Annotated in this window: 25 protein-coding genes, 3 tRNA genes and 1 rRNA gene; 15 read left to right on the top strand and 14 right to left on the bottom strand. The window is 47.0% G+C overall.

Annotated features, from left to right (window positions below; translation table 11 throughout):
- Positions 1 to 59: 59 nt before the first annotated feature.
- Positions 60 to 962 carry an acyltransferase gene (locus M1D72_RS21515; protein ID WP_456297449.1) on the top strand — a complete coding sequence of 301 codons (903 nt, stop codon included), beginning with the start codon at positions 60 to 62 and terminating at the stop codon, positions 960 to 962.
- A 45-nt stretch (positions 963 to 1,007) separates the two neighbouring features.
- On the opposite strand, the gene M1D72_RS21510 is transcribed toward M1D72_RS21515, so the two are convergent.
- The 5 genes from M1D72_RS21510 to M1D72_RS21490 all read right to left on the bottom strand — a co-directional run bounded on the left by M1D72_RS21510 (position 1,008) and on the right by M1D72_RS21490 (position 4,914).
- Positions 1,008 to 1,610, bottom strand: a complete 603-nt coding sequence (locus M1D72_RS21510; RefSeq protein ID WP_390197006.1) for a thiol:disulfide interchange protein DsbA/DsbL — start codon at positions 1,608 to 1,610, stop codon at positions 1,008 to 1,010.
- A 39-nt stretch (positions 1,611 to 1,649) separates the two neighbouring features.
- On the bottom strand, positions 1,650 to 2,642 hold the full coding sequence (locus tag M1D72_RS21505) for a serine/threonine protein kinase (RefSeq protein ID WP_456296468.1): 993 nt from the start codon (positions 2,640 to 2,642) through the stop codon (positions 1,650 to 1,652).
- A gap of 57 nt (positions 2,643 to 2,699) precedes the next feature.
- A complete protein-coding gene (gene ccoG / locus M1D72_RS21500) occupies positions 2,700 to 4,118 on the bottom strand; it encodes a cytochrome c oxidase accessory protein CcoG (RefSeq protein WP_456296467.1) in 1,419 nt (472 codons plus the stop codon).
- Between the two features lie 254 nt (positions 4,119 to 4,372).
- Positions 4,373 to 4,639 carry a YihD family protein gene (locus tag M1D72_RS21495; protein ID WP_456296466.1) on the bottom strand — a complete coding sequence of 89 codons (267 nt, stop codon included), beginning with the start codon at positions 4,637 to 4,639 and terminating at the stop codon, positions 4,373 to 4,375.
- Between the two features lie 107 nt (positions 4,640 to 4,746).
- Positions 4,747 to 4,914 carry a hypothetical protein gene (locus M1D72_RS21490; RefSeq protein ID WP_390197017.1) on the bottom strand — a complete coding sequence of 56 codons (168 nt, stop codon included), beginning with the start codon at positions 4,912 to 4,914 and terminating at the stop codon, positions 4,747 to 4,749.
- A 277-nt stretch (positions 4,915 to 5,191) separates the two neighbouring features.
- On the opposite strand from M1D72_RS21490, the gene M1D72_RS21485 reads away from it, so the two are divergent.
- Both M1D72_RS21485 and trhA read left to right on the top strand, forming a co-directional pair.
- Positions 5,192 to 6,001 (top strand): sporulation protein, encoded by an 810-nt coding sequence (locus M1D72_RS21485; RefSeq protein ID WP_456296465.1) that lies wholly within the window; start codon positions 5,192 to 5,194, stop codon positions 5,999 to 6,001.
- Positions 6,002 to 6,107: 106 nt separating this feature from the next.
- Complete coding sequence (trhA, locus tag M1D72_RS21480; protein ID WP_456297448.1) at positions 6,108 to 6,761, top strand: PAQR family membrane homeostasis protein TrhA; 654 nt, start codon at positions 6,108 to 6,110, stop codon at positions 6,759 to 6,761.
- Here the strand turns inward: trhA and M1D72_RS21475 are convergent.
- The 6 genes from M1D72_RS21475 to def form a co-directional block, all read right to left on the bottom strand.
- On the bottom strand, positions 6,758 to 7,318 hold the full coding sequence (locus M1D72_RS21475; RefSeq protein WP_456296464.1) for a DUF3157 family protein: 561 nt from the start codon (positions 7,316 to 7,318) through the stop codon (positions 6,758 to 6,760). The two genes, trhA and M1D72_RS21475, sit on opposite strands and share 4 nt — an antisense overlap.
- 9 nt (positions 7,319 to 7,327) lie before the next feature.
- A complete protein-coding gene (locus tag M1D72_RS21470; RefSeq protein ID WP_390197030.1) occupies positions 7,328 to 8,773 on the bottom strand; it encodes a TrkH family potassium uptake protein in 1,446 nt (481 codons plus the stop codon).
- A gap of 10 nt (positions 8,774 to 8,783) precedes the next feature.
- Positions 8,784 to 10,160 carry a Trk system potassium transporter TrkA gene (gene trkA, locus M1D72_RS21465; RefSeq protein ID WP_390197034.1) on the bottom strand — a complete coding sequence of 459 codons (1,377 nt, stop codon included), beginning with the start codon at positions 10,158 to 10,160 and terminating at the stop codon, positions 8,784 to 8,786.
- A 59-nt stretch (positions 10,161 to 10,219) separates the two neighbouring features.
- Positions 10,220 to 11,500, bottom strand: a complete 1,281-nt coding sequence (gene rsmB, locus M1D72_RS21460; protein ID WP_456296463.1) for a 16S rRNA (cytosine(967)-C(5))-methyltransferase RsmB — start codon at positions 11,498 to 11,500, stop codon at positions 10,220 to 10,222.
- A 61-nt stretch (positions 11,501 to 11,561) separates the two neighbouring features.
- Entirely contained in the window at positions 11,562 to 12,509 is a 948-nt protein-coding gene (fmt, locus tag M1D72_RS21455) for a methionyl-tRNA formyltransferase (RefSeq protein ID WP_456296462.1), read from the bottom strand.
- 21 nt (positions 12,510 to 12,530) lie between these two features.
- Positions 12,531 to 13,052, bottom strand: coding sequence for a peptide deformylase (gene def, locus M1D72_RS21450; protein ID WP_390197041.1), 522 nt, complete (start codon positions 13,050 to 13,052; stop codon positions 12,531 to 12,533).
- 189 nt (positions 13,053 to 13,241) lie between these two features.
- Here def and M1D72_RS21445 point away from each other — a divergent pair, with 189 nt between their 5' ends.
- The 4 genes from M1D72_RS21445 (at position 13,242) to M1D72_RS21430 (ending at position 16,354) form a co-directional block, all read left to right on the top strand.
- Entirely contained in the window at positions 13,242 to 14,072 is an 831-nt protein-coding gene (locus tag M1D72_RS21445) for a hypothetical protein (RefSeq protein WP_456296461.1), read from the top strand.
- Positions 14,065 to 15,180: a DNA-processing protein DprA gene (gene dprA / locus M1D72_RS21440; protein WP_456296460.1), complete on the top strand. Its 1,116-nt coding sequence runs from the start codon at positions 14,065 to 14,067 to the stop codon at positions 15,178 to 15,180. Before M1D72_RS21445 ends, dprA begins: the two co-directional genes overlap by 8 nt.
- Before the next feature lie 2 nt (positions 15,181 to 15,182).
- Positions 15,183 to 15,659, top strand: a complete 477-nt coding sequence (locus M1D72_RS21435; protein WP_390197051.1) for a DUF494 family protein — start codon at positions 15,183 to 15,185, stop codon at positions 15,657 to 15,659.
- Between the two features lie 122 nt (positions 15,660 to 15,781).
- The gene (locus tag M1D72_RS21430; RefSeq protein WP_456296459.1) at positions 15,782 to 16,354 is read left to right on the top strand and encodes a DNA topoisomerase family protein; all 573 of its coding nucleotides are present in this window, start codon (positions 15,782 to 15,784) and stop codon (positions 16,352 to 16,354) included.
- A gap of 45 nt (positions 16,355 to 16,399) precedes the next feature.
- Here M1D72_RS21430 and M1D72_RS21425 read toward each other — a convergent pair whose 3' ends face one another.
- Both M1D72_RS21425 and purE read right to left on the bottom strand, forming a co-directional pair.
- Complete coding sequence (locus tag M1D72_RS21425; protein ID WP_456296458.1) at positions 16,400 to 17,518, bottom strand: 5-(carboxyamino)imidazole ribonucleotide synthase; 1,119 nt, start codon at positions 17,516 to 17,518, stop codon at positions 16,400 to 16,402.
- Between the two features lie 3 nt (positions 17,519 to 17,521).
- A complete protein-coding gene (gene purE, locus M1D72_RS21420) occupies positions 17,522 to 18,007 on the bottom strand; it encodes a 5-(carboxyamino)imidazole ribonucleotide mutase (RefSeq protein ID WP_390197060.1) in 486 nt (161 codons plus the stop codon).
- Between the two features lie 198 nt (positions 18,008 to 18,205).
- Here purE and M1D72_RS21415 point away from each other — a divergent pair, with 198 nt between their 5' ends.
- The 4 genes from M1D72_RS21415 (at position 18,206) to M1D72_RS21400 (ending at position 20,876) form a co-directional block, all read left to right on the top strand.
- Positions 18,206 to 18,763, top strand: a complete 558-nt coding sequence (locus M1D72_RS21415) for an L-threonylcarbamoyladenylate synthase (protein WP_390197063.1) — start codon at positions 18,206 to 18,208, stop codon at positions 18,761 to 18,763.
- Positions 18,764 to 18,790: 27 nt separating this feature from the next.
- Complete coding sequence (hemF, locus tag M1D72_RS21410) at positions 18,791 to 19,708, top strand: oxygen-dependent coproporphyrinogen oxidase (protein ID WP_456296457.1); 918 nt, start codon at positions 18,791 to 18,793, stop codon at positions 19,706 to 19,708.
- 69 nt (positions 19,709 to 19,777) lie between these two features.
- Complete coding sequence (gene aroE / locus M1D72_RS21405) at positions 19,778 to 20,608, top strand: shikimate dehydrogenase (RefSeq protein ID WP_456296456.1); 831 nt, start codon at positions 19,778 to 19,780, stop codon at positions 20,606 to 20,608.
- A 1-nt stretch (position 20,609) separates the two neighbouring features.
- Positions 20,610 to 20,876: a DUF1488 domain-containing protein gene (locus M1D72_RS21400; RefSeq protein ID WP_456296455.1), complete on the top strand. Its 267-nt coding sequence runs from the start codon at positions 20,610 to 20,612 to the stop codon at positions 20,874 to 20,876.
- On the opposite strand, the gene M1D72_RS21395 is transcribed toward M1D72_RS21400, so the two are convergent.
- Entirely contained in the window at positions 20,873 to 21,421 is a 549-nt protein-coding gene (locus M1D72_RS21395) for a gamma carbonic anhydrase family protein (protein WP_456296454.1), read from the bottom strand. The genes M1D72_RS21400 and M1D72_RS21395 overlap by 4 nt on opposite strands.
- Positions 21,422 to 21,962: 541 nt before the next feature.
- Between M1D72_RS21395 and M1D72_RS21390 the strand changes: the two genes are divergently transcribed.
- The 4 genes from M1D72_RS21390 (at position 21,963) to M1D72_RS21375 (ending at position 23,878) form a co-directional block, all read left to right on the top strand.
- Positions 21,963 to 23,515: ribosomal RNA gene (locus M1D72_RS21390) — 16S ribosomal RNA — on the top strand.
- Positions 23,516 to 23,605: 90 nt separating this feature from the next.
- Positions 23,606 to 23,681, top strand: a tRNA-Glu gene (locus M1D72_RS21385).
- A 1-nt stretch (position 23,682) separates the two neighbouring features.
- Positions 23,683 to 23,758: transfer RNA gene (locus M1D72_RS21380), tRNA-Lys, on the top strand.
- A 44-nt stretch (positions 23,759 to 23,802) separates the two neighbouring features.
- Positions 23,803 to 23,878, top strand: a tRNA-Val gene (locus M1D72_RS21375).
- Positions 23,879 to 24,265: the final 387 nt, after the last annotated feature.

Raw genomic sequence — 24,265 nt, 5'->3', positions numbered from 1 at the left:
ACGATGAATTCATTTGTATAATGCGGGCTGTTTATTATCCCGAACTCCATATTGTATTTATGTTGCCTTCCCTGATATTGATTATAAATGTGTTGCTGGTGGTACTTAATTGTGCGCTGTGCTCTTTCGCCATTAGCCTTTTGGCGATCATCAAAGCGCTGTTGCCTCATGATAAAATTAGTTTGTGGATGACAACCCTCGCTAACTATATCATGTGGTTATGGATGACAATCAACGCTTTGATTCTAAAATTTTCTAATAATGTTGATTGGCAAGTCTCTGGCACTGAAGGGTTAAGCAAGAAATCGTGGTATTTGTTGATCAGTAACCACCTAAGTTGGACTGACATTGTGGTGTTATGTTGTGTGTTTAAAGACCGGATTCCAATGCCGAAATTTTTCCTTAAACAGCAGTTACTTTATGTTCCGTTTATCGGTATGGCCTGTTGGGCTCTGGATATGCCATTTATGCGTCGTTATTCACGAGCGTATTTACTTCGTCACCCTGAGAGACGCGGGCAAGATTTGGCGACCACTCGCCGTTCTTGTGAGAAGTTTATTCAGCAGCCAACGACGGTCGTGAATTATGTGGAAGGCACGCGTTTTACCACTGAAAAACATCAAAAGAGTGGCTCGTGCTATCAACACTTACTGGCACCAAAATCAGGTGGCATCGCTTATACTTTGGCGGCGATGGGTGAGCAGTTTGATGGCATTTTGGATGTCACAGTGGCTTATCCAGGTAATCGGCAAAAACCGTTTCGCGATATGTTAATGGGAAGAATGGATACCATTGTCGTCGATATTCAACACCGCCCTTTGAATGCTGAACTGCAAGGTGACTACTTTGAAGATAAACAATTTAAGCGCCAGTTTCGGCTGTGGCTGGATGCCATTTGGCAACAAAAGGATCAGCGTTTGCAGCAAGTTCATCGAGATTTTGAACAACAGCGCGGTAAATAAAAAAGGAGCCTTGTGGCTCCTTCTTACTTTAAGCTTGAATACGTTTTATTTTTTCAACAAGAAGTTAATCAAATCAAAGTACTCTTCCATGGTTTTTAATGTCTGAGCTTGGACTAGGTACTTATTGTTAACGATAACGCTTGGCACGCCTTGTAAACCGGCATCTTGGAACTGCTTATCAAAGCGACGTACCATGGAGTCAACGGCAAAGCCATTGAAGGCCGCGTCAAATTTTTTCGCATCGACACCTTCATCAAGGAAGATTTGACGCAATTCTTCATCATTCTTTGGTGGTTGGCGTAGGTTGTGGATGCGATTGAACATCACCGGAATCATTTGGTCTTCGATATTGAGTGCAACCATTGTCGCGTAGGCTTTACTCATCGATTTACCCATGCTGCCACCCATAAAAGACACGTGGTTCTTCTGGAATTTTGCGTTGTCAGGCAGGTTTTGTTTTAACTGCTGGATGATTGGCTCAAAGTTATTACAGTGGGGGCAGTAGAATGAGAAAAACTCAGTGACTGTTGGCGTTTTTGTTTGTTCCAAGCCATCTAGGACACGGAAGTGTTCACCTTCTTTAAATTGGGCTGCATGAACCGTCAAGCTCAGCAAAAGCGTTGTTACTAGGGCAAACAGTTTTTTCATTTCTTTCTCCATAAGATTTTTGTTTTGCTAGATAGCCTACTACCACTGAGGCATGAGTGACAATGGGGTTTCTTCTAATGCCGCAATTTGTTCTTTAATGGCCAGCACTTGGTTTTCCCAATATTTCGGATCATTGAACCAAGGGAACGCCGCGGGAAAGGCAGGATCATGCCATCGTTTGGCTAACCATGCCATATAGTGCACCATTCGTAGACCGCGTAAAGGTTCAATTAGTTTCAATTCGTTGTGATTAAAATCGCAAAACTCTTGATATGCCTCCAAAATAATATCTAGCTGCATCAGTTTGTCACTGCGATCTCCATTGAGTAGCATCCACAAATCTTGAATTGCCGGGCCGTTACGGCTGTCATCTAGGTCGACGAACATTGGCCCATCTCGCCACAAAATATTCCCTGGATGACAATCGCCATGCAGGCGAATCATCTGTGGAGGTTCGGTTGGCCACTGCTTTTCCAGAGCACCGATAAGTAAATCCAAATCATTAAAAAAAGCAGATTCAAGGTGAGACGGAATAAAGTCGGAATTTTGTAATAAAATACGCGGTTGATACAGATACTCTTCTAGCCCCAATGTTGGGCGATGAACAAACGGTGTGCGGCTGCCAACTTTATGCATTCGGCCTAGAAAGCGTCCTACACCTTCAAGTTGTTCGAGATTATCAACTTCAAATTGGCGTCCACCAACACTGGCAAACAGCGCGAACAAGTGGCCTTGATAGTGATGTAAGGTTTGACCATCACGCTGAATTGGCGGCGCGACAGGAATATCCGCTTCGAGTAATTCTTGAGTGAAACCGTGCTCTTCTTGAATTTGGTGTTCGCTCCAGCGTTGTGGTCGATAAAATTTGACCACGTAACGCTGTCTTTCCTCATCGACGAATTGATAAACGCGATTTTCGTAGCTATTTAAAGCTAAAAATCCGGATTCAGCACGAATTCCGATGCTCTCAAGGGCGTACCACATAACATCCGGGGTCAAGCTATCAAAGTGAAAAGCAGTATTAGTCGGCATAGAAACAAAAAGACCTATTGCTAGGCCTTTTCCGTTGTGAATGAGGGACGTTTGCGATTAGAGTTTCTTAATAAATCGACTTTCGACCATCATTGTAAAGTCTTGGTTATCCGACAGTATAAACTGAATTTTAGTCACAGCAGAGGGAAGTTTTTGCGGATCGATACCCAAACTCATCGGTAAATTTAAAACTTCGCCAGGTTGGACTTGAACGGTTTGCTTGCCATACCAAGATGCATCCGCTAACCCACTCACAGATAATTGATATTGTTGAACTTGCTGCGTTTTATTGATCACTTTTAAGGTGTAAGTGTTTTCAATTTCACCAGCATTATTGGTTCTAAATAGCTGATTCCGATCGCGAAGCACACTTAGCCCTGCAGGATCGACACTGGCAACCTGAGTAAAAAACAGGGCGATCATCACCACCAAAACCGCGCCGTAACCGAGCAGTTTAGGGCGTAATACGTTGGTTCTTTTGCCGGATAATTGGTGTTCGGTGGTGTAACTGATTAAACCTTTCTCATACCCCATACGCTCCATGGTGGTATCACAGGCATCAATACATGCTCCGCAGTTGATGCATTCATATTGTAAGCCATCGCGAATATCTATCCCGGTTGGGCAAACTTGTACGCACAAATCACAGTCAATGCAGTCACCAAGCCCAAGAGACTTAGGGTCGGCTTTACGTGGGCGAGGCCCTCGTGGTTCGCCGCGTTGGGTATGGTAACCGACGATAAACGTGTCTTTGTCGAACATCGCGGATTGGAAGCGCGCATAAGGACACATATGAATACACATAATGGAGCGCATCCACCCTGCATTACCGTATGTGCACAAGGCAAAAAACAGCACCCAAAATAGAGGCCAAAATTCGGCCTCTAACGTAAAGAAATTGATGAACAAATCGCGAATGGGGACGAAGTAGCCGACAAAGGTCAGCCCGGTAATAAGAGCAATGGCCCACCACGCGATGTGCTTGAGGGTTTTGCGTAGTGCTAAGTTGGGCGTTAATTTTCCTGCATCTTGCTTACGACGTTTATTTGCACTTCCTTCTAGTTTTTCTTCAAACCAGATGTACATAAATGTCCAAACCGTTTGGGGGCAAAGATAGCCGCACCAGACGCGTCCTAAAAAGGTGGTGATAAAAAACAGAGCAAACGCGGCGACAACGAACAGCAGAGCCAACAAGGTAAGATCTTGTGGATAAAGAGTAGTACCAAAGAAATTAAACTGCTGGTGGCCGATATCGAGCAAAATCGCTTGGCGATCGCCAAAGGGAATCCAGGGTAGCCCTGCAAATAAAACTAAAAGAAACCAGCCGCCGTAACGGCGTAGCTTTTGATAGGTGCCTTTACTTTCTCGAACATAAATACGATTACTGGGATTAAATCGATCGCCACTATTTTTATGTGTATTTTTGCGCTTGGGTTTGGGGGTGACGTCTTTGATGTCGATCTTATCCTGACTCATTGCTGGCTCCTCTGAGGCTTGCTTGGCGTAATTTCTGTTGATTACGCTCGATGACATTGCTTCCCACCTTTGGCTAAAAGATTGCAAAGGTTTGATTTTATTATTTTAGTGGTGACTTGTGCTCGCTAAGTATACAAGCAATAAACTCGATATTTGTTTACGGCTATCAATCTTTGGTAACAAAGTCAGGCTGTTTTGGGGCAAATAAAAACGCCCCTTACGGGGCGTGGTAGCAAACCATGATGCAGGGAAGCTTACTTGATGATTCCGCGCGCTTTAAGAATCGCGGTTTTGAAGTCATCTTCTTGGTCTTTTGCTAGGCCCGGAATCATCGCCTCTTTGCTGCTATTGCGCATTTTTAGATGGTAAATTAAGACGTCATCTGTGAGTTCTTCCAACGCGCCTTTATAGCCTGCCTCTTGAGCTAACTTGACGACAAACTCAATTAAATTCAATTCTTGGTCTTTATGCCACTCGGGTTCGAGTAGTTCGAGCAGTTCTTCGATACGATGACACTTCATGACTTTCTCCACAATATTTGTATTGTCTTTGCATTTAAAGTATCAGATTGGTAGGGGGAAGGTAAGCGTTGTGGCAAGAAAAAAGCGCAGTCTCCTGCGCCTTTTAATTATGCGGCTTGAACTACTTTTTTGGGCGTTGCAGCCTCAATGGCTTTCTGCTCAGCTAAAGTAGCGTGTGTCGCTGACTTGTTTGCGACAGGCGAAGCAGCAAAACCACTACGACGACGCATTGCACTGCGATTTGTGTTCGAGAACCTGACGGATGTTGGTCGCATCTGTTAACCTAACGGGTCAGGCATATCCATTGCCGATGTTACAGCCCAAACAACTATGAGTTGAGCTTCATTATTAGTGAAGTGTGGCTCTCTGGCTTGCGCCAATCCTAATAACTGCTTGGGAACTCCGATATGCAAGCATATCAGAAACAAGGTTAGCACCATCTGCACAATTGATCGATATATAATCAATTCAATTTATGAAATTGTCCTCAAACAGTCGTTGAGTTGAGACTCCAACCGCGATTAGTATGGAGTTTTCTCCAAGGAGGTCTTTATGTCGCTTTTTAAGAAAACGCTCGCAACTTTCGGGATCGGTTCTGCCAAAGTGGACTCTGTGCTTAAGCAAGAAGTCCTCTATCCGGGAAAAACCGTCAATATTACCATCCATGTTTATGGCGGTAAGACCGAGCAAGAAATCGATAATATTAACGTCAGGCTGTGCTGTCGCTACGTACAAGAAGTGGTCGCGAATAGGGATAACCAACCGTTGGATGGTGGACCAAGTGGTATACCGACACGCAGAGCTCACCAAGTTCACGAGTTAGCAAGTTGGAAGCTCCCCTATTCCTTTACCATCCACCCCGGAGAAACTCGTGATTTTGAAGTGGAGCTAGATGTGCCGTGGAATACCCCTGTCAGTATTGGTGATGCCAAGGTATGGCTGGAGACGGGCTTGGATATTGCGTTGGCCGCGGATCCTTCTGATATCGATACCTTAACAGTACGCCCGGATCCGATCATGGATGGCATTTTTACCGCGTTGGAAGAGCAAGGACTGCGAATTCGCCAAGTTGAGTGCGAAGCGGTTAATGGCTTTGGTTTACCATTTGTTCAAGAATTTGAGTTTGTGCCGACCACGGGCCCATATCATGGGCAGTGGCGCGAACTGGAAATCGTTGCTTATCGTAATGATGATCACATCAAATTGTGGTTTGAAATTGACCGTCATCGTGATGGTATGAAAGGGATGTTAGCCAGTTTGCTCGGCACAGGAAAACTGACGCGCGAGCTGGAAATTCCACTGACTGACAGCGGAGATCAAGCTGGAAAAAAAGTCGTGGCGTATTTGGATCAGGTCTCTTAGTGGAATGTGATTTGGTGCCCTTGGTCACAAAACTTTAGCTTACACGTGTAAGCTAAATGTGCCATACTCGCCAAGAATCGGCACCCAATCAATCACAGGAGCGATGATGTCAGCACCTTCATCCAGCGAATACAGTGTAAAAGAAGAGATTGCCAATGCCTTGACCCACGGTTTGGGCATGATTCTCGGTATTGTGGGTTTAGTAATGCTTTTGCTGAAAGCGGTTGAGAACAATGCCGATGCATTAACCATCACCAGCATGAGCATCTATGGCGGCAGTATCGTCCTGCTGTTTCTGGCATCCACGCTTTATCATTCAATTCCACATCAGCGCGTTAAAAAGGCATTAAAAACCTTTGATCATTGTGCAATTTACATACTGATCGCTGGTAGTTATACCCCTTTTCTGCTCGTCAGTTTACGAACGCCCTTGGCGATAGGCTTAATGATTGTGATTTGGTCCATTGCGCTATTTGGCATCATCATGAAGCTGGCATTCATTTATCGATTTGAGAAGTTGTCTCTAGTCACCTACCTGTTGATGGGCTGGCTATCATTGGTGGTGATCTATCAGCTCGCTGTGCACCTTAATATCGGCGGGTTAACGCTACTGGCGGTCGGTGGTGTTGTGTATACCTTAGGGGTGATTTTCTATGTCGCAGAGCGCATCCCGTTTAATCATGCTATCTGGCATGGCTTTGTTCTTGCGGGCTGCGCTTGTCATTTCTTGGCGATCTATTACTTTGTGGAGCCTATTTAACGAGTGGTTACCTCAACGACTTTTGCCGATAAGTAATACTGCTCAGCTTGGGGCACTTTCAAGTGAATCACTTGGCCTTGTTGTGCTTGCTGTGGCCGCAAGTAAGTCTCGGCCATGCGCTTGATCGACTGCCAAATATTGATAGTTTGCTGGCTGAGCTCTTCACCTTGTAAATTAGAGAGGGTGATCTGTAAGCTGACAAGAATCACTGCTTGATGGCTTTGGTTAGTCAACGACGTCGGAATCCATAGCTCCCCTTCTTGATAACTCGCTGCCCCCAATAGGATATCGACCCCTGAATCTGACAATTGCATGATAGGTTTATCGGAGTTGACGGTCAGTTTGGTGCCCACGTGTTTATTCGCCACGGGAATGGTTGGCGCTGCTTTAATCGGGTTTTTCACCGCTTGCTCAGTAGCTTGGCTTAGCGGAGTGACTTTATATTCCCAAGTAAAGTCATCATTGAGTTGAACTTGGCGTCCATCTTCAAGAGTCACGGTTTGAGCAGCAAACGAGCTGCTGCTCATCATTAATCCAATTAACATCCAGTTTTTCATGTTTAATCCTTAACGGCGCCAAAATGCAGGGAAAAATAGCACCAATAGCGTCAAAATTTCCAATCTTCCCATTAGCATGCCTAAGCTTAATAGCCATTTAGCCGCATCAGGAAGCGGAGCAAAATTCCCGGTTGGCCCAATCACCGTCCCCATTCCCGGTCCAACGTTAGCCACCGCGGTAATGGCGCCGGAAATGCTGGTGGTCGGGTCAAGTCCCATTGCACTGAGCCCGCCCGCAATGGCGATGATGGTAATCACAAAGGTGATACCAAACGCCACCACTGAGCGTACAATGTCATCATTGACAGGGCGATTGTTGTATCTCTGTACAAAGACACCAGAAGGGTGAATGAGTTTCATCATCTGCTTATGAAGAAGTGTCATCGCGACTTGAAAGCGAAAAATTTTAATCCCACCGGCTGTTGAGCCAGAACACGCGCCAGCCATCATTAAAAACGCAAACAATGTTGTTGGTAGTCCACCCCAAGCGGTGAAGTCTTCAAGCCCATAACCGGTAGTCGTGATAACCGAAACGATATTGAACATCGAGACGCGCAGCGCATCCATAAATGGGTAACCATCTCGAAAAGTGAGCCAAAGTGCTACGATCAAACTGGCGGCTAAAAACAAGTAGGCAAAGCCGCGCACCTGAGCGTCTTGCAATAAAATGCTGGGGCGACGTTTGCGCCCCGCCATAACAAAAAGCAAAAACGGTAAACCACCCAGAAACATAAACACGGTTGCTACCCAATGAGCGCCTTTAGAAAAGTGATTCATTGAGCCATCAGAGGTCGAATAGCCGCCCGTTGACAGCGTCGTAAAGGAATGGTTGATGGCTTCAAACAGCGTCATCCCCGTGAGTAAGTAGCCAATCATGCATAGAATGGTCAGGCTGAAATACACCACTACGATATTCTTGGCGACCGTTTTGGCGCGTGGGCTACTTTTGTCTGACCAATCTGATGATTCGGTTTGGAATAGCCTCATACCGCCGACGTTAAGCATCGGCAATACCGCCACCGCCATCACGATAAACCCAACTCCGCCAAGCCATTGTAAAATAGAGCGCCACAACAAAATGCTTGGTGCCATATTGTCTAAGCCGCTCAGTACCGTTGAGCCTGTGGTGGTGATGCCTGACATGGTTTCAAAATAGGCATCAGTGAAGCTGATGTGGTTAAGAAAAACAAAAGGCAGGGCGGCAAAGGCGCTGGCAATCGTCCACACCAGACTGGTGATCATAAACATGTCACGCACACTGAGGCGAAAATGGCTGGTTCGTCCCACGGTCAGGCACAAGAAAGCGGCGAGATGGGTGATCACGACGGCTTCGCCAAATTCAATAAAGCCATCGGTACCTGAAAAGAACGCGACCAAGGTTGGCACGTACATAAATAGCGCCAATTTGGAAAGCACAAGACCAATGACGAACAAAATGGGGCGGAAGTTCACCATGAGTTAGGGCCTACAAGAAGAATGGGCTAGGTTGGAATAGCGCTTCAACGTCAGGCACATATTTTTTATCGACGAGGAACATCACCACATGATCGTCTTGTTCAATGACAGTTCGGTCATGCGCGATTAGCACTTCATCACCACGGACAATGGCCCCGATGGTGGTGCCGGGTGGTAGCTTAATATCACCAATTGGGCGACCGACCACTTTCGATGTGGTTTCATCACCGTGAGCGATCGCTTCAATGGCTTCGGCAGCGCCACGGCGCAGTGACGAGACGTTAACGATATCTGCCCGACGAACGTGAGTGAGAAGAGCCGAAATGGTGGCTTGTTGTGGAGAAATCGCCACATCAATCACGCCACCTTGAACCAAGTCAACGTAGGCACCTCGTTGGATAAGCACCATGACTTTTTTGGCGCCCATGCGTTTGGCAAGCATCGCAGACATGATATTGGTTTCGTCTTCATTGGTTAAAGCAATAAACACATCGACTTGATCGATGTTTTCTTCGGTTAGCAGCTCTTGGTCAGCTGCATCACCACAAAAGACAATCGTGTTTTCGAGTTCTTCAGACAAACGCTCAGCACGCTGATAATTACGTTCTATCAGTTTGACGCTATAAGTGTGCTCTAAGCGTTTTGCTAAGCTGGCACCGATATTACCACCACCGACAATCATGATACGGCGATACGGCTTTTCAAGGCGCTGAAGTTCGCTCATGACTGAGCGAATATGATTGCTGGCGGCGACGAAGAACACTTCGTCATCGGCTTCGATAATCGTGGTGCCTTGTGGTCGAATCGGGCGTCCTTGACGGAAAATCGCGGCGACGCGAGTATCAATGTGGGGCATGTGTTCGCGAAGAGCGGACAATGCGTTGCCTACCAGAGGACCGCCATAATAAGCTTTTACCGCAACGAGGCTAACTTTCTGATCGGCAAAGCTCACCACTTGCAGCGCTCCTGGGTATTGAATTAAGCGTTCGATATAGCTGGTGACCAACTCTTCAGGAGCGATGAGATGATCGACGGGTACGGCGCCAGATTGAAATAACCCTTCTTTTTCAGCTAGATATTGAGGAGAACGAATTCGAGCAATCCGGTTAGGTGTGTTAAAAAGAGAAAACGCGACTTGGCATGCTGCCATGTTCGTTTCATCCATGTTGGTCACCGCAACCAACATATCAGCATCTTGAGCGCCAGCTTCACGCAGTATGTCAGGATGGCTGGCATAGCCAATCACGACCCGTAAATCATATTTGTCTTGCAGTTCACGCAGGCGTTCGCTGTCTTTGTCGACAATGGTGATGTCGTTGTTTTCACCGACTAAGTTCTCCGCCAGTGTGCCTCCAACTTGACCAGCACCAAGAATGATGATTTTCATACTGTTTTCTCTTTTTACCACTGTTTAAGCGCGATATTTATCGCGCTGTGACCTTGTGTTTATGCTTGTTTGACCAACACGGCGTAATAGAAACCGTCCATGTCTCCTTCTCCCGGGAGAATTTGTCTGCCCGGCGCTTTCGGGTCGGAATCGACGAGTTTCGCGTCTGCGGTGCGCGCCAAGAAATTACTCACTTGTTGACGGTTTTCTTGTGGCGTAATCGAGCACGTAGCGTACACCAGTGTGCCACCAGCTTTCAGTTGTTGCCACATTGCGTCAAGAATTTCGCTCTGTAATGTCGCTAATGATTCAATGTCTTGCGCTCGGCGTAGCCACTTAATGTCTGGATGGCGACGAATCACGCCCGTGGCTGAACAAGGTGCATCGAGCAAAATTCGGTCAAATTTTTCACCGTCCCACCACGCTTCAGGCGTACGAGCATCGCCACAAATGACCTTAGCTTCAAGTTCAAGGCGGGCAAGGTTTTCATTGACTCGGCGTAGGCGAAATTCATCGGCATCAATCGCCACCACTTTGGTATTGTAGGTGTGCTCCAGAATATGTGCGGTTTTTCCACCAGGGGCAGCGCAGCAGTCAAGAATAAGCTCATTATCTCGCGGGTTGAGGTAATCGACGGACAGCTGAGCGGCGGCGTCTTGTACGGATACCCAACCTTGCTCAAACCCTGGTAGCGAATAGACATCGCGTGGAGTCAGTAACTTAATGGCATCGCTGGCTTCAGGGTGCACGTGATACTCGATTTCTTCCGCGTCCAGTAAAGCCAAGTACTGTTCGCGAGTATGGTGACGGCGGTTGACACGTAGCCACATTGGCGCTTTTTGATTATTGGCATCAATGATGGCTTGCCAATGCTGAGGGTAGCTGGTTTTGAGTAAGTTGAGTAGCCAGTTAGGGTGACCATATTTGCCGGCATCGTGGCTGACGGCTTGTTGATCAAGTTGTGACTGGTTGCGCTGATAGTTACGCAGAACGGCATTGATTAAGCCACGTAGCCTTGGACCTTTGAGATCTTTAGTGCCTTCCACTGTTTCTCCAACAGCGGCGTGCGGAGGAATACGCATAAAACTCAATTGGTATAGACCGACCAAAATTAAGTGATGAAATACGCGTTGCTTACCTTTTAGTGGCTTGTCCATCAATTGGTTGGCCGTACTTTCTAAGCGAGGAAGATACCGTAATGTGCCGTAACAGATTTCTTGAAGAAGAGCGTGGTCACGAGGTCGAATGGACTGTTGTGCTTCAGGTAAAACAGTAGAGAGAGACTTGCCTTTGTCGACAACTTGAAATAGGACATTAGCCGCCGCTGCGCGAACGTTCATAGGGTCACCATAAAAAACAGGAGGGCATCTCTGCCCTCAAAAATGTTCTAACAATTCGGGATTAGCTGAGTACCGTTCCCACTTCAAACCAGCTGGCACGAGCATTCAAAATATCTTGAACAGGCAAGGCTTTTTTGCCCGGAATCTGCAATGACTCTAGTGCTAATACACCGTTACCTGTCACGACATAAATGCCCGTTTTATCAGCCTTGATGATGGTACCTGCTGGTTGCTCAGAAGTGATATCGGCCACCCGGCTTTGCCACACTTTGATGCTGTTTTCAGAGGCGTCAAAGTGGCTCATTGGCCAAGGGTTAAATGCGCGAACGCAGCGCTCAATGTGTGCAGCATCGTCGTTCCAGTTGATGCGAGCTTCTTCTTTACTGAGCTTCTTCGCGTAGTTCGCTTGCTCATCATCCTGTTTCACTGGTATTGCTTTACCCGCTGCAATGTCGGCTAGGCAGTCAATTAATGCTTGAGGGCCAAGCTGCGCCAGTTTTTCATACATGGATGCACTGGTATCGCTGGCTTCAATTGGCAATGTCGCCACTTTTAACATATCACCGGTATCAAGACCGACATCCATTTGCATGATGGTCACGCCAGTTTGTGAGTCACCGGCCCAAATGGAACGTTGAATCGGCGCTGCTCCGCGCCAGCGTGGCAAAATCGACCCGTGAACGTTAATGCAGCCTAGCTTAGGCGTATCAAGCACAGCTTGAGGAAGCAATAAACCGTAAGCGACGACGACCATGATATCGGCGTTGAGATCAGCCAACTGCTGTTTTGCGTCATCAGATTTGAAGTTCACTGGCTGGTAGACATCAACATTGTGCTCAAGCGCGATGTTTTTGACTGGGCTGGCAGTTAATTTTTTGCCACGACCTGCCGGACGGTCGGGCTGGGTATAAACCGCAATAACCTCATGCTCCGAAGACAACAACGCCGCCAAGTGACGGGCGGCGAAATCTGGAGTACCGGCAAAGACAATTCGTAATGGCTTGCTCAAGGTAAACTTCCTTAAATTTATTTAGGCTTGTTTGGTTTGTTTTTCGTTATAGCGCTTAATTTTAAGCAGCTTGTCCTGAATGCGTTTGCGCTTTAGCGGCGACAAATAATCAACGAATAACTTACCTTCAAGGTGATCCAATTCATGTTGGATGCAAATAGCCAGAAGCTCATCCGCTTCCAGAGTAAACTCGTTGCCATCACGATCAAGGGCTTTGACGGTGACACCAGCTGCACGAGGAACCAGTGCCCGCGCTCCGGGAACCGATAGACAGCCCTCTTCAATCCCGTCTTCACCGTGTTTTTCGATGATTTCTGGGTTGATGAAGACTTGAGGTTGATCGCGAGAGTCAGAAACATCAATCACCACAATGCGCTGATGAATGTCGACTTGCGTTGCCGCGAGACCAATACCTTCCTCGTCGTACATGGTTTCAATCATGTCATCGACGATTTTTTGGATTTCTGGTGTGACCGCAGCGACAGGTTTCGCTACCGTGCGCAAGCGGTCATCAGGAAATGTTAATACTTGTAATACAGACATATACACTCAAAATGTTGAACTGTGCCGAATGAGGATAAACCTTGCTGGGGCAATTCTAGACATTTTATAACCCAAATGACAGCATCATCACGATTTTTCATTCTGATTCTTCCTCCAAGTTTTATTTCATTCTGTTAACAAACATGAACACTTGGTGGCGCAAACCGTGAGTTTATCTAAGGTTGGCTTATGTTACGAAGTACGATGATGGTCGTTAGTTTCATCGCCACATTACCTCTTGTTGTCCACAGTACTGAGAGTGTGACCTCCTCGTCTGTGGTAGAAAAGAGGGTTACTGATTATTTTAGTGCATTCGAGCCTCGTGTGCAGAAACTCAAGCCTCGAGTTCGTTACACAGCATTAAGTGCGACGCAAAACTCTGTAAGCATGATGCCGGACTTTAAGCAGCGATACCTGGTGACAGATGCTCAATTTGAGCAAGCACCGAAAATCGTTACCCACAACTTAGCTCATTCCTTTTTAAAGAATGATGATTGGGCGCGGTTTTCTGGAGCCCTAACTCAAGGTGTCGATGCATGGTGGGTATACCGAGCCGCTACCCGAGTTGATATTGCCGACAATCACTATACGGTTATTGAACCTGTTGCATTGGTAAAACAGGTTCATGGGCAACATCAGGTGTTGCTTCATGGTGCTATCAAGGAAGTCAGAGAGGGCGATGTGCTTCTGCCTGCCGATGTGACCATTGCTCAGTTACCTCTCCCATTGGTCGAGGACAGCATCGTGGAAATTATTGGCCATGCCAGCGAGCGAAGTTATATCGCGCCACAAGATTGGTTGATCTTGCACGGCGGGAGTTCCGGTGGGGTCGACGTCAATCAACGCTACCACCTATTACACTCAGCGATGACTCATCAAATAGTGGGGCAACTTGTTATCATGAAAAGCTATGCTCAGTTTAGTTTGGGTAAAGTCATTGAGTGGCAACCTCATTATCCGCTAAACCTCAGTGCGCTCAATTTACAGCGGGTTTGCCAAGCGATGTGCTCCAATGAATAATGCTCACTTACGAGCTTGGCTTACGCTTTACTTTACACCACGGTTGGGGCCGAAAGGTCTCAGCCGCCTATTAACTGTCGATCATCCCCTTCATCTGCTGTCATATTCTGCCAAGCAGTTAATGGCACTAGGTTTGAACTCAAAGCAGGTCGATTACCTTCGTCATCCATCAAAAATGCAATTGGACACTTGTTTCCATTGGCTTGAAAGCGGCGATGATCACCACATCATCACTCGAGATGATCCTAATTACCCTGCATTGTTACAACAAATCAGCGCTGCACCGCCTGTCTTATTTGTAAAAGGTAAGCTGAAAGCGCTAAGCCAACCACAAATCGGCATTGTTGGCAGTCGTAATGCCAGCGTTGATGGTCGCCAATCTGCAGGGTATTTCGCAAGACAGTTAACTGCGCAAGGTGTTACTGTCACCAGTGGCTTAGCGCTCGGGATCGATGGCTATGCTCATGATGGTGCTTTGCATGCGGGGGGCAACACCATCGCTGTATTAGGTGCAGGGCTTAAGCATATTTATCCGGCGCGGCATAAAGGGTTGGCGCAGCGCATTGCTGAGCAAGGCGCGTTAGTGTCTGAGTTTCATCCTGATGCCAAACCAATCGCAGCGCACTTTCCTCGGCGTAATCGCATTATTTCTGGGCTCTCTCTTGGGGTGTTGGTTGTCGAAGCGGCTGAACGCAGTGGTTCCCTCATCACCGCGCGCTATGCGACAGAACAAAACCGCGAAGTATTTGTCGTGCCGGGGCTGATCGATAACCCGCTAGCACGTGGCAGTAACCAGCTGATTCGTCAAGGTGCGTGCTTAGTTCAAAATGTCGAAGATATCCTCTCTGAGCTCAATCCTTTGCTAAATTGGGCAAATAAAGTCGAGATACCGCAACAAACTCTCAGATTTGCTGAAAATGAGGCGAAAGAAGAATTGCCATTTCCCTTACTGTTAGCTAACGTAGGAAATAAACCGACACCAGTTGATATTCTTGCTGACAGGACCAATATCCCTGTCCATGAAGTCATGATGCAGATCCTAGAGCTTGAGCTTTTAGGGCACGTGGTTGCAGTTTCCGGTGGCTATATTCGAAAGGGGAGAGGCTAGCTATGATGATGGACATACTCATGTATTTGTTCGAAACCTACATCCATAGCGATGCAGAGTTACAGGTGGACCAAGATGAGCTTGAAGAAGAATTAGTTCGAGCGGGGTTTCACCAGCAAGATATTTATAAAGCCCTCCAGTGGTTAGAAGATTTAGCCGCATTACAGCAAAGTGATGCACAATCGGCGATTTCAACCAGTGCGGCAACGTCAACACGTATTTATACTGCGAAAGAGATGGAGCGTCTTGATATCGAATGTCGTGGCTTTCTTCTGTTCCTTGAGCAAATAAAAGTGCTGACAACAGAAACGCGTGAAATGGTGATTGATCGCGTGGTGGGGTTAGAAACCAACGAATTTGAGTTGGATGATTTGAAATGGATCATTTTGATGGTGCTGTTTAACGTACCAGGAAATGAAAACGCTTATACGTTAATGGAAGAACTGCTGTACACCAAAGAGCAAGGTATCTTGCACTAAAGCCAGTTCATCCCCTTCTCGTCCTTCGCCAGCTTGGCTGGCGAAGCTTATCACTTTTTGTTGTACGCCATTTTACTATTCACACTGCGTTGGAATAGTAACAATCAATCAAGTTTGAAAGTATGAGTAAAAAAGCTGACGATAAACTGTTTTCAGCCCATGAGCACGCGCTAGATAATGAGCCGTGCCCTGAGTGCGGCGGGCAACTGCAACTGCGTCATGGTAAACATGGGCCGTTTCTTGGGTGTACACAGTATCCGAGTTGCCAATATATTAAACCCTTGCATCAAAATGACGGTCATATTGTCAAAGAACTTGGCGTGCCCTGCCCTGATTGTGGAAACGAGCTGGTACTGCGACAAGGGCGCTACGGAATGTTTGTGGGGTGCAGTGATTTTCCTAATTGCCATCATATTGAGTCTATTGACCAACCTGATAGTGACGAGTCGCAGACTGACGTACCTTGCCCTGAATGTGCTAAAGGCCATTTGATTGAACGGAAAAACCGTTTTGGTAAACTCTTTTACGCTTGTGATAATTTTCCTAAATGTAAGTTTGCCGTCAATCAACCACCGCTAGTGGGGAAATGTGAAGTTTGTGGTTTTCCATTACTGGTGGAGAAGAAGCTCGCCAGTGGGACAAAACGTCAGTGCGCTGATCGCAAGTGTCATCATGTACAATCTGAACAGCAATAAATAAAAACGGCGCATAGAGCGCCGTTTTTATTTGATGAGGTGCAATCAGGCCGTAATCTGATGGATTGCCGGGTAATGCGCTTTCGGCAGAACCTTAGACAAGGCCTGTAATTTTTCGATCAGCATGGCTTGGCTATCTGCACAAACATTGATGTGTCCCATTTTGCGCCCGGTTCGCTTCTCTTTTCCGTACCAGTGAAGGTGAACACCTGACGTGGCCATTAAGCTTGAATCGACCTGATCTTGACCAAGAATATTAATCATGGCAGTGGGGCGAAGTTGCTGGGTTGCCCCTAATGGAAAACCACACACAGCACGCAAGTGGTTTTCAAATTGGCAAGTCTCTGCGCCTTGCTGTGTCCAATGACCGGAGTTATGAACGCGAGGAGCTATTTCATTGACCGACAGCTCACCGTTGACATCAAAGAACTCTAGTGCCAACACTCCGACGTAATCCAAACTTTGAGCGACCGCAGTAAACATCTGTTTTGCTTGGGCTTGAAGCTGTGGTTCATCAATTGCAGTGGACAAGCTGAGAACACCATCCACATGAATATTTTCGGCTAATGGATAGACCACGACTTCGCCATTTTTGCCACGTGCGCCGACTAAAGAAACTTCGCGAGTAAAAGGCACAAACTCTTCAGCGACAATCGCTTGGTTATGGGATGCGAGTGCTTCAGCCATCTCAGCCCAAATGCGATCAACCTCTTGTTGGTCTTTTAGTCGCCATTGCCCTTTTCCGTCATAGCCTCCGAGCGCTGTTTTGAGCACCATAGGAATGCCAACTTGCTCAATAGCTGCATCAAAGTCTTCACGTGTTTGGATAATCGCGTACTGGGCGTTTTTAACACCAGCGGCATCAAGGAGTGCTTTTTCTAAACGACGATCGCCACCGGCTTTAATGGCCTGTGTGGTTGGAAGGAACTTGCCACTTTTTTCGCAGATATCGAGAACGTCATGAGGAATATGTTCAAACTCAGCCGTGATGACGTCAGCGGTTTGAATTGCGTTGTCTAAGCCATGGCCGATAACTGCTTTGGTTAAAGGGTGCACGATGGTTTCGCTGGTGACATCAAATGCCGAGATTTCAATATTTAATGGCGCGCCTGCCAAAGCCATCATGCGTGCTAATTGCCCTGCGCCTAGAACTAAAACGTGCATCGGTTACTCCTCCGCTGGGTTTGGGTTCGCAAGCACAGTGTCTGTTTGCTCAGCGCGAAAGGCTTCAACTTTTGCCATCACGTCGTCATCAGACGTACCAATGATTTGCGCGGCGAGAATACCTGCGTTAGCCGCTCCAGCTTCGCCAATGGCTAACGTGCCGACAGCAATGCCTTTTGGCATCTGAACAATAGAAAGTAGCGAGTCCATACCTTTTAAAGCTTTCGATTGTACAGGAACGCCCAGCACCGGTACGCTGGTGAACGCCGCAGCCATGCCAGGTAGATGTGCAGCTCCGCCCGCTCCGGCAATAATGACTTTAATGCCACGCTCTTTTGCTGTGGAAGCGTAATCCGCCAGCAATTGTGGAGTTCGATGAGCTGAGACCACTTTGGTTTCGTAGGCAACACCAAATTTATCCAGCATCTCTGCTGCGAGTTTCATGGTTGGCCAATCTGATTTTGAACCCATAATAATACCGACTTTCATCTCGAACTCCTTTAGGCTGCAATTGGTTGAGCTGATAATTTGTGGGCATTATACGGAGATTTTAAACTCAAGCAAACGTTTGCGCAGTAAGTGGCGCTTGTCACAATTATTTTCTGATTAAATTGGTTTAGTCTCGCGGTGTGAAACTTTGTACACTTAGCTCAACGTTAGCCTTGATAATAATAAAAGGAACAACCCGTGAATAATTTCCAGCAAGCGTTGAATGCATTGCAAACTGGAGAAGTCATTGCTTATCCAACCGAAGGCGTGTTTGGCGTTGGGTGTGATCCTGACGACCCGCAAGCCATTCAAAAGTTATTAACCCTTAAACAGCGACCTGTCGAAAAAGGTTTGATTTTGATTGCCGCTGATTATCAGCAGTTATTACCGTACATCGATGAATCTCAGCTCAGTGAGCAGCAACTTGAAGCGGTTCATGCGACTTGGCCCGGCCCAGTGACATGGATAATGCCATGCAGTCCTAAAGTTTCCACTTGGGTTAGTGGTCAGTTTGATTCGATTGCTGTGCGGGTAACCGATCATCCTTTGGTTCAAAGGTTGTGTCGTGAATTCGGTAAGCCGTTAACGTCAACCAGCGCTAACTTGAGTGGGCTGCCGCCTTGTATGACAACAGAACAAGTGAGCGAGCAACTCGGCGAACAACTCGTGGCCATCTTGCAGGGTGAGACGGGAGGGCGCGATAAACCCAGTGAGATTCGTGACGCCAAATCCGGTAAAGTATTGCGCCAAGGTTAAGCAACCAACAATAAGGAATGTATAGAGATGTCAGTCATTGATAAACAAGCGGTGAAGCAGTTTTTGCTTGAGCTTCAAGATTCGATTTGTCAGCAGTTAGAACAAGCGGATGGCAAAGCCGTGTTTGTTGAAGATGCTTGGTATCGAGACTCAGAAGAGCGTCTGGGTGGGGGTGGGCGTACCCGCGTGATGCGAGACGGTGACGTATTTGAGCAAGGGGGGGTTAACTTTTCTCATGTCACAGGTAAAGAAATGCCGGCTTCAGCCACGGCGCATCGTCCTGAATTGGCCGGACGCCGCTTTGAAGCGATGGGAGTGTCTTTGGTGATGCATCCCAATAATCCCTACGTTCCGACCTCTCACGCCAATGTACGTTTCTTTATCGCCGAAAAGGAAGGTGAAGAGCCAATCTGGTGGTTTGGTGGGGGCTTTGATCTGACGCCGTTCTACCCGTTTGAAGAAGATTGCCAATGGTGGCATGACACGGCGAAACAGCTTTGTGCGCCATTTGGAGACGATGTTTACGCTGAGCACAAAGCATGGTGTGACCGTTACTTCTATTTGCCTCACCGGGAGGAAACTCGCGGTATTGGTGGGCTGTTTTTTGATGATTTAAACTACTGGGAATTTAACAAGTGCTTTGATTACATTAAAGCAGTGGGTGAAGGGTACACTCAGGCGTACTTACCGATTGTCGAAAAACGTAAAAACACGACCTTTGGGGACCGTGAGCGTCAATTCCAGCTCTATCGTCGAGGACGTTATGTGGAGTTTAACCTCGTGTTCGACCGCGGGACGTTATTTGGTCTGCAAAGTGGCGGTCGCACGGAATCGATTCTGATGTCGATGCCACCACTGGTGCGCTGGGAGTACAATCATCAAGTTGAGCCAGGCTCCGCCGAAGCGTCTTTATATCAAGATTACTTACGCCCACGTGAGTGGTAACGCTTTTCCAGCTTGAGAGTTAGTGGTAGTGTCGAAAGACACAGGACGATTGTTAAATAGAGGTAGAGTATGAATACGCACATTGACCGTTATGCGGTGTTTGGTAACCCGATCGGACACAGTAAATCACCGTTTATTCATACCCTATTTGCTCGCCAAACCAACCAGCACCTTACTTATACTGCTGAACTGGCTCCTGTTGATGGTTTTGAGCAAGCGGCACGAACATTTTTTGCTCAAGATGGGCGTGGTTGTAATGTGACGGTTCCTTTTAAGGAACAGGCTTATCAATTTGCCGATCGCCTGACTGAGCGCGCGCAACTCGCTGGTGCGGTGAATACGCTGAAAAAGCTCGATGACGGACTGATCATTGGTGATAACACCGATGGAGAGGGGTTGGTTCAGGATTTGATTCAGCATCAAGCGCCACTCAAAGGCGCGCGTATTTTATTAATTGGTGCTGGGGGAGCTGCAAGAGGTGTGATTAAACCACTCCTTGATCAGCAGCCTGAGCAAATCATCATTACTAACCGTACTTACGCTAAAGCGCAGCAGCTGGAGCAACTGTTTGCAGATTACGGTAATGTTCATGCGCAGCCAATGAGTGAGATTAATCAGAGCTTTGACCTCGTGATTAATTCCACTTCAGCCAGCCTCAGTGGCGAGGTTCCGCAGGTATCTACCGCTATTTTTGGTTCAGAAACGGTGGCCTACGATATGATGTATGCTCAAGGCAAAACCCCATTTAATCAATGGGCTATCGACAATGGGGCTCTCCACGCCTACGATGGTTTAGGTATGTTGGTTGGTCAAGCGGCGGAAAGCTTTATGCTTTGGCGTGGTCTCCGGCCTGGCAGCAAACAAATATTGCGTGAACTTAGAAAAAATCTAGAAGGTTAGAGTGAATCAATCGATTTTATTTCCCGATATTCAACGCTGGGATGAGGCGAACAAGCAAGTTGTATTTCCTGCTCAACAAGGTGGCGCATTAATTGAGTGCTATGTGAGTGGTGATGAACTTGAGAAAATTTCTGGTTATACGATCAAAACGGGCGAGCAAGCGCTCGCCGTGTTTGAGGATTGCCGATTTGAATTGGAAGAGTTGGCAGAACAATTGATTGAAGACGAACTCTACAGTGATGATGGAAAAATCGTGATTGGTTGCTAATTTAGATTCTCTACGTGATTTAAAAAGTCATCTTTATTAACGACATAATTATCAGCGGATTTTTGTAAAAAAGCGCGCTCTTTATCTGTTAGAGGACGTACCTGCTTCACAGGGCTGCCAACATACAGATAGCCACTGTTCAAACGCTTCCCTGGTGGGACTAAACTTCCTGCTCCGATCATCACTTCATCTTCAATGACTGCGCCATCGAGAATAATGGACCCCATTCCAACCAATACACGATGGTGAATTGTGCATCCATGCAGCATGACCTTGTGGCCAATGGTGACATCATTGCCGATAAGTAACGGATAGCCTTCTGGGTTATCGGCGTTTTTATGAGTAACGTGAAGGACTGAACCATCTTGAACATTGGTCCGCTCACCTATCTTGATGTGGTTAACATCACCACGAGCGGCGACCAAAGGCCAAATACTCGCATCCTGACCGATTTCGATATCACCAACTAACACGCTACTACTGTCTATATAGACACCTTGGCCGACTTGTGGCGATATTCCTTTATAGCTGCGAAGTGAACTCATCACTTTTCCTCATCTAGATAGGGTATTTCGCCCAATTTACCGTTCAATGATGGTAAAAATAAGTTGTTTTGAATAGAAAACATCCAAACGACAAAAAAATAGAAAAAAACGTAAAAAAGGGGTTGCCAACGTGAGCTCGATCTCTATAATGCCCCCTCGCTGACACGGGAACAGTTCAAAACGAAAAGTTCACGAGTTAGAGGTCAAAATAAATAGTGAAGTAAGCAGTTATTTTTACTTTTAAAAAGGTAAAAAATAAAAACGAAAAAAGTGTTTGACACTCTAGTTTATCTCGCTAAAATGACCGCCTCTTTCGCAGTGACTTCGGTCACAAAAGAAGAGAAGCTCTTTAACAATATAAACCTATCAATCTGTGTGGGCACTCGTTGATGATAATCAAAGATGATTCTAGAGAATCAACTGAGGTTTCAATGAACTGAGTGACCAATTTGATGCTTTCTTTTATAAGAAGGGTATCGAGCACAGTCAATTCAACATTACTATGTAATGTAATCAGTATTCATTGAGCCAAAAAAACTTTAAATTGAAGAGTTTGATCATGGCTCAGATTGAACGCTGGCGGCAGGCCTAACACATGCAAGTCGAGCGGAAACGAGTTAACTGAACCTTCGGGTGACGTTAACGGCGTCGAGCGGCGGACGGGTGAGTAATGCCTGGGAAATTGCCCTGATGTGGGGGATAACCATTGGAAACGATGGCTAATACCGCATGATAGCTTCGGCTCAAAGAGGGGGACCTTCGGGCCTCTCGCGTCAGGATATGCCCAGGTGGGATTAGCTAGTTGGTGAGGTAAGGGCTCACCAAGGCAACGATCCCTAGCTGGTCTGAGAGGATGATCAGCCACACTGGGACTGAGACACGGCCCAGACTCCTACGGGAGGCAGCAGTGGGGAATATTGCACAATGGGCGCAAGCCTGATGCAGCCATGCCGCGTGTGTGAAGAAGGCCTTCGGGTTGTAAAGCACTTTCAGCAGTGAGGAAGGCAATGTATTTAATAGATGCATTGTTTGACGTTAGCTGCAGAAGAAGCACCGGCTAACTCCGTGCCAGCAGCCGCGGTAATACGGAGGGTGCGAGCGTTAATCGGAATTACTGGGCGTAAAGCGCATGCAGGTGGTTTGTTAAGTCAGATGTGAAAGCCCGGGGCTCAACCTCGGAATAGCATTTGAAACTGGCAGGCTAGAGTACTGTAGAGGGGGGTAGAATTTCAGGTGTAGCGGTGAAATGCGTAGAGATCTGAAGGAATACCGGTGGCGAAGGCGGCCCCCTGGACAGATACTGACACTCAGATGCGAAAGCGTGGGGAGCAAACAGGATTAGATACCCTGGTAGTCCACGCCGTAAACGATGTCTACTTGGAGGTTGTTCCCTTGAGGAGTGGCTTTCGGAGCTAACGCGTTAAGTAGACCGCCTGGGGAGTACGGTCGCAAGATTAAAACTCAAATGAATTGACGGGGGCCCGCACAAGCGGTGGAGCATGTGGTTTAATTCGATGCAACGCGAAGAACCTTACCTACTCTTGACATCCAGAGAATTTTCCAGAGATGGATTAGTGCCTTCGGGAGCTCTGAGACAGGTGCTGCATGGCTGTCGTCAGCTCGTGTTGTGAAATGTTGGGTTAAGTCCCGCAACGAGCGCAACCCTTATCCTTGTTTGCCAGCGAGTAATGTCGGGAACTCCAGGGAGACTGCCGGTGATAAACCGGAGGAAGGTGGGGACGACGTCAAGTCATCATGGCCCTTACGAGTAGGGCTACACACGTGCTACAATGGCGCATACAGAGGGCGGCCAACTTGCGAGAGTGAGCGAATCCCAAAAAGTGCGTCGTAGTCCGGATTGGAGTCTGCAACTCGACTCCATGAAGTCGGAATCGCTAGTAATCGTGGATCAGAATGCCACGGTGAATACGTTCCCGGGCCTTGTACACACCGCCCGTCACACCATGGGAGTGGGCTGCAAAAGAAGTAGGTAGTTTAACCTTCGGGGGAACGCTTACCACTTTGTGGTTCATGACTGGGGTGAAGTCGTAACAAGGTAGCGCTAGGGGAACCTGGCGCTGGATCACCTCCTTAATACGAAAGATTATTGCGATGAGTGTTCACACAGATTGATGGTTTATACGGTTTTAGAGTATTAAGCGTTCCCAAACGCTTACGATTAGTGTCCCGTTCGTCTAGAGGCCTAGGACACCGCCCTTTCACGGCGGTAACAGGGGTTCGACTCCCCTACGGGATACCATGGGTCGTTAGCTCAGTTGGTAGAGCAGTTGACTTTTAATCAATTGGTCGCAGGTTCGAATCCTGCACGACCCACCATTTCCTCCCGCGGAAATGCTTACGTTTCGGTAAGAAAATAATGTGGGCGATTAGCTCAGTTGGGAGAGCACCTGCCTTACAAGCAGGGGGTCACTGGTTCGAGCCCGGTATCGCCCACCACTCTCTAAGAATTCTTGGATACAAAATTCCAAACCAGTTCTCAATGAATATGGTTCGGATTCTGACCGTCTGAGAATGTTTAGAAAGTGGTTCTTTTTATAGAACAACACTTGCTCTTTAACAATTTGGAAAGCTGACGAATAACAACAATCCCCTTATCTTTTGATAAGCGTTGTTATTCAAATAAAAGTTCTCAAATCCTATTCTCTATGAGAGTAGGTACCAAAATACACATTCAAGTGTTCTTGGGAATAACGTCTTAGGATGTTATTCAACTTTTTGGCTCTGCTTTTTTCTAAAAAGTGGAAATAAAGAGTTATTTGAGTCCGGCAAAATCGAAATGTCTCTCGCTCATTCAAATAATGAGAGACACAAACCTTGGTTGCT

Source organism: Vibrio sp. AK197 (assembly GCF_053903115.1).
The sequence above is the reverse complement of the archived record's forward strand: the minus strand, read 5'-3'. Positions and strand labels throughout refer to the sequence as shown.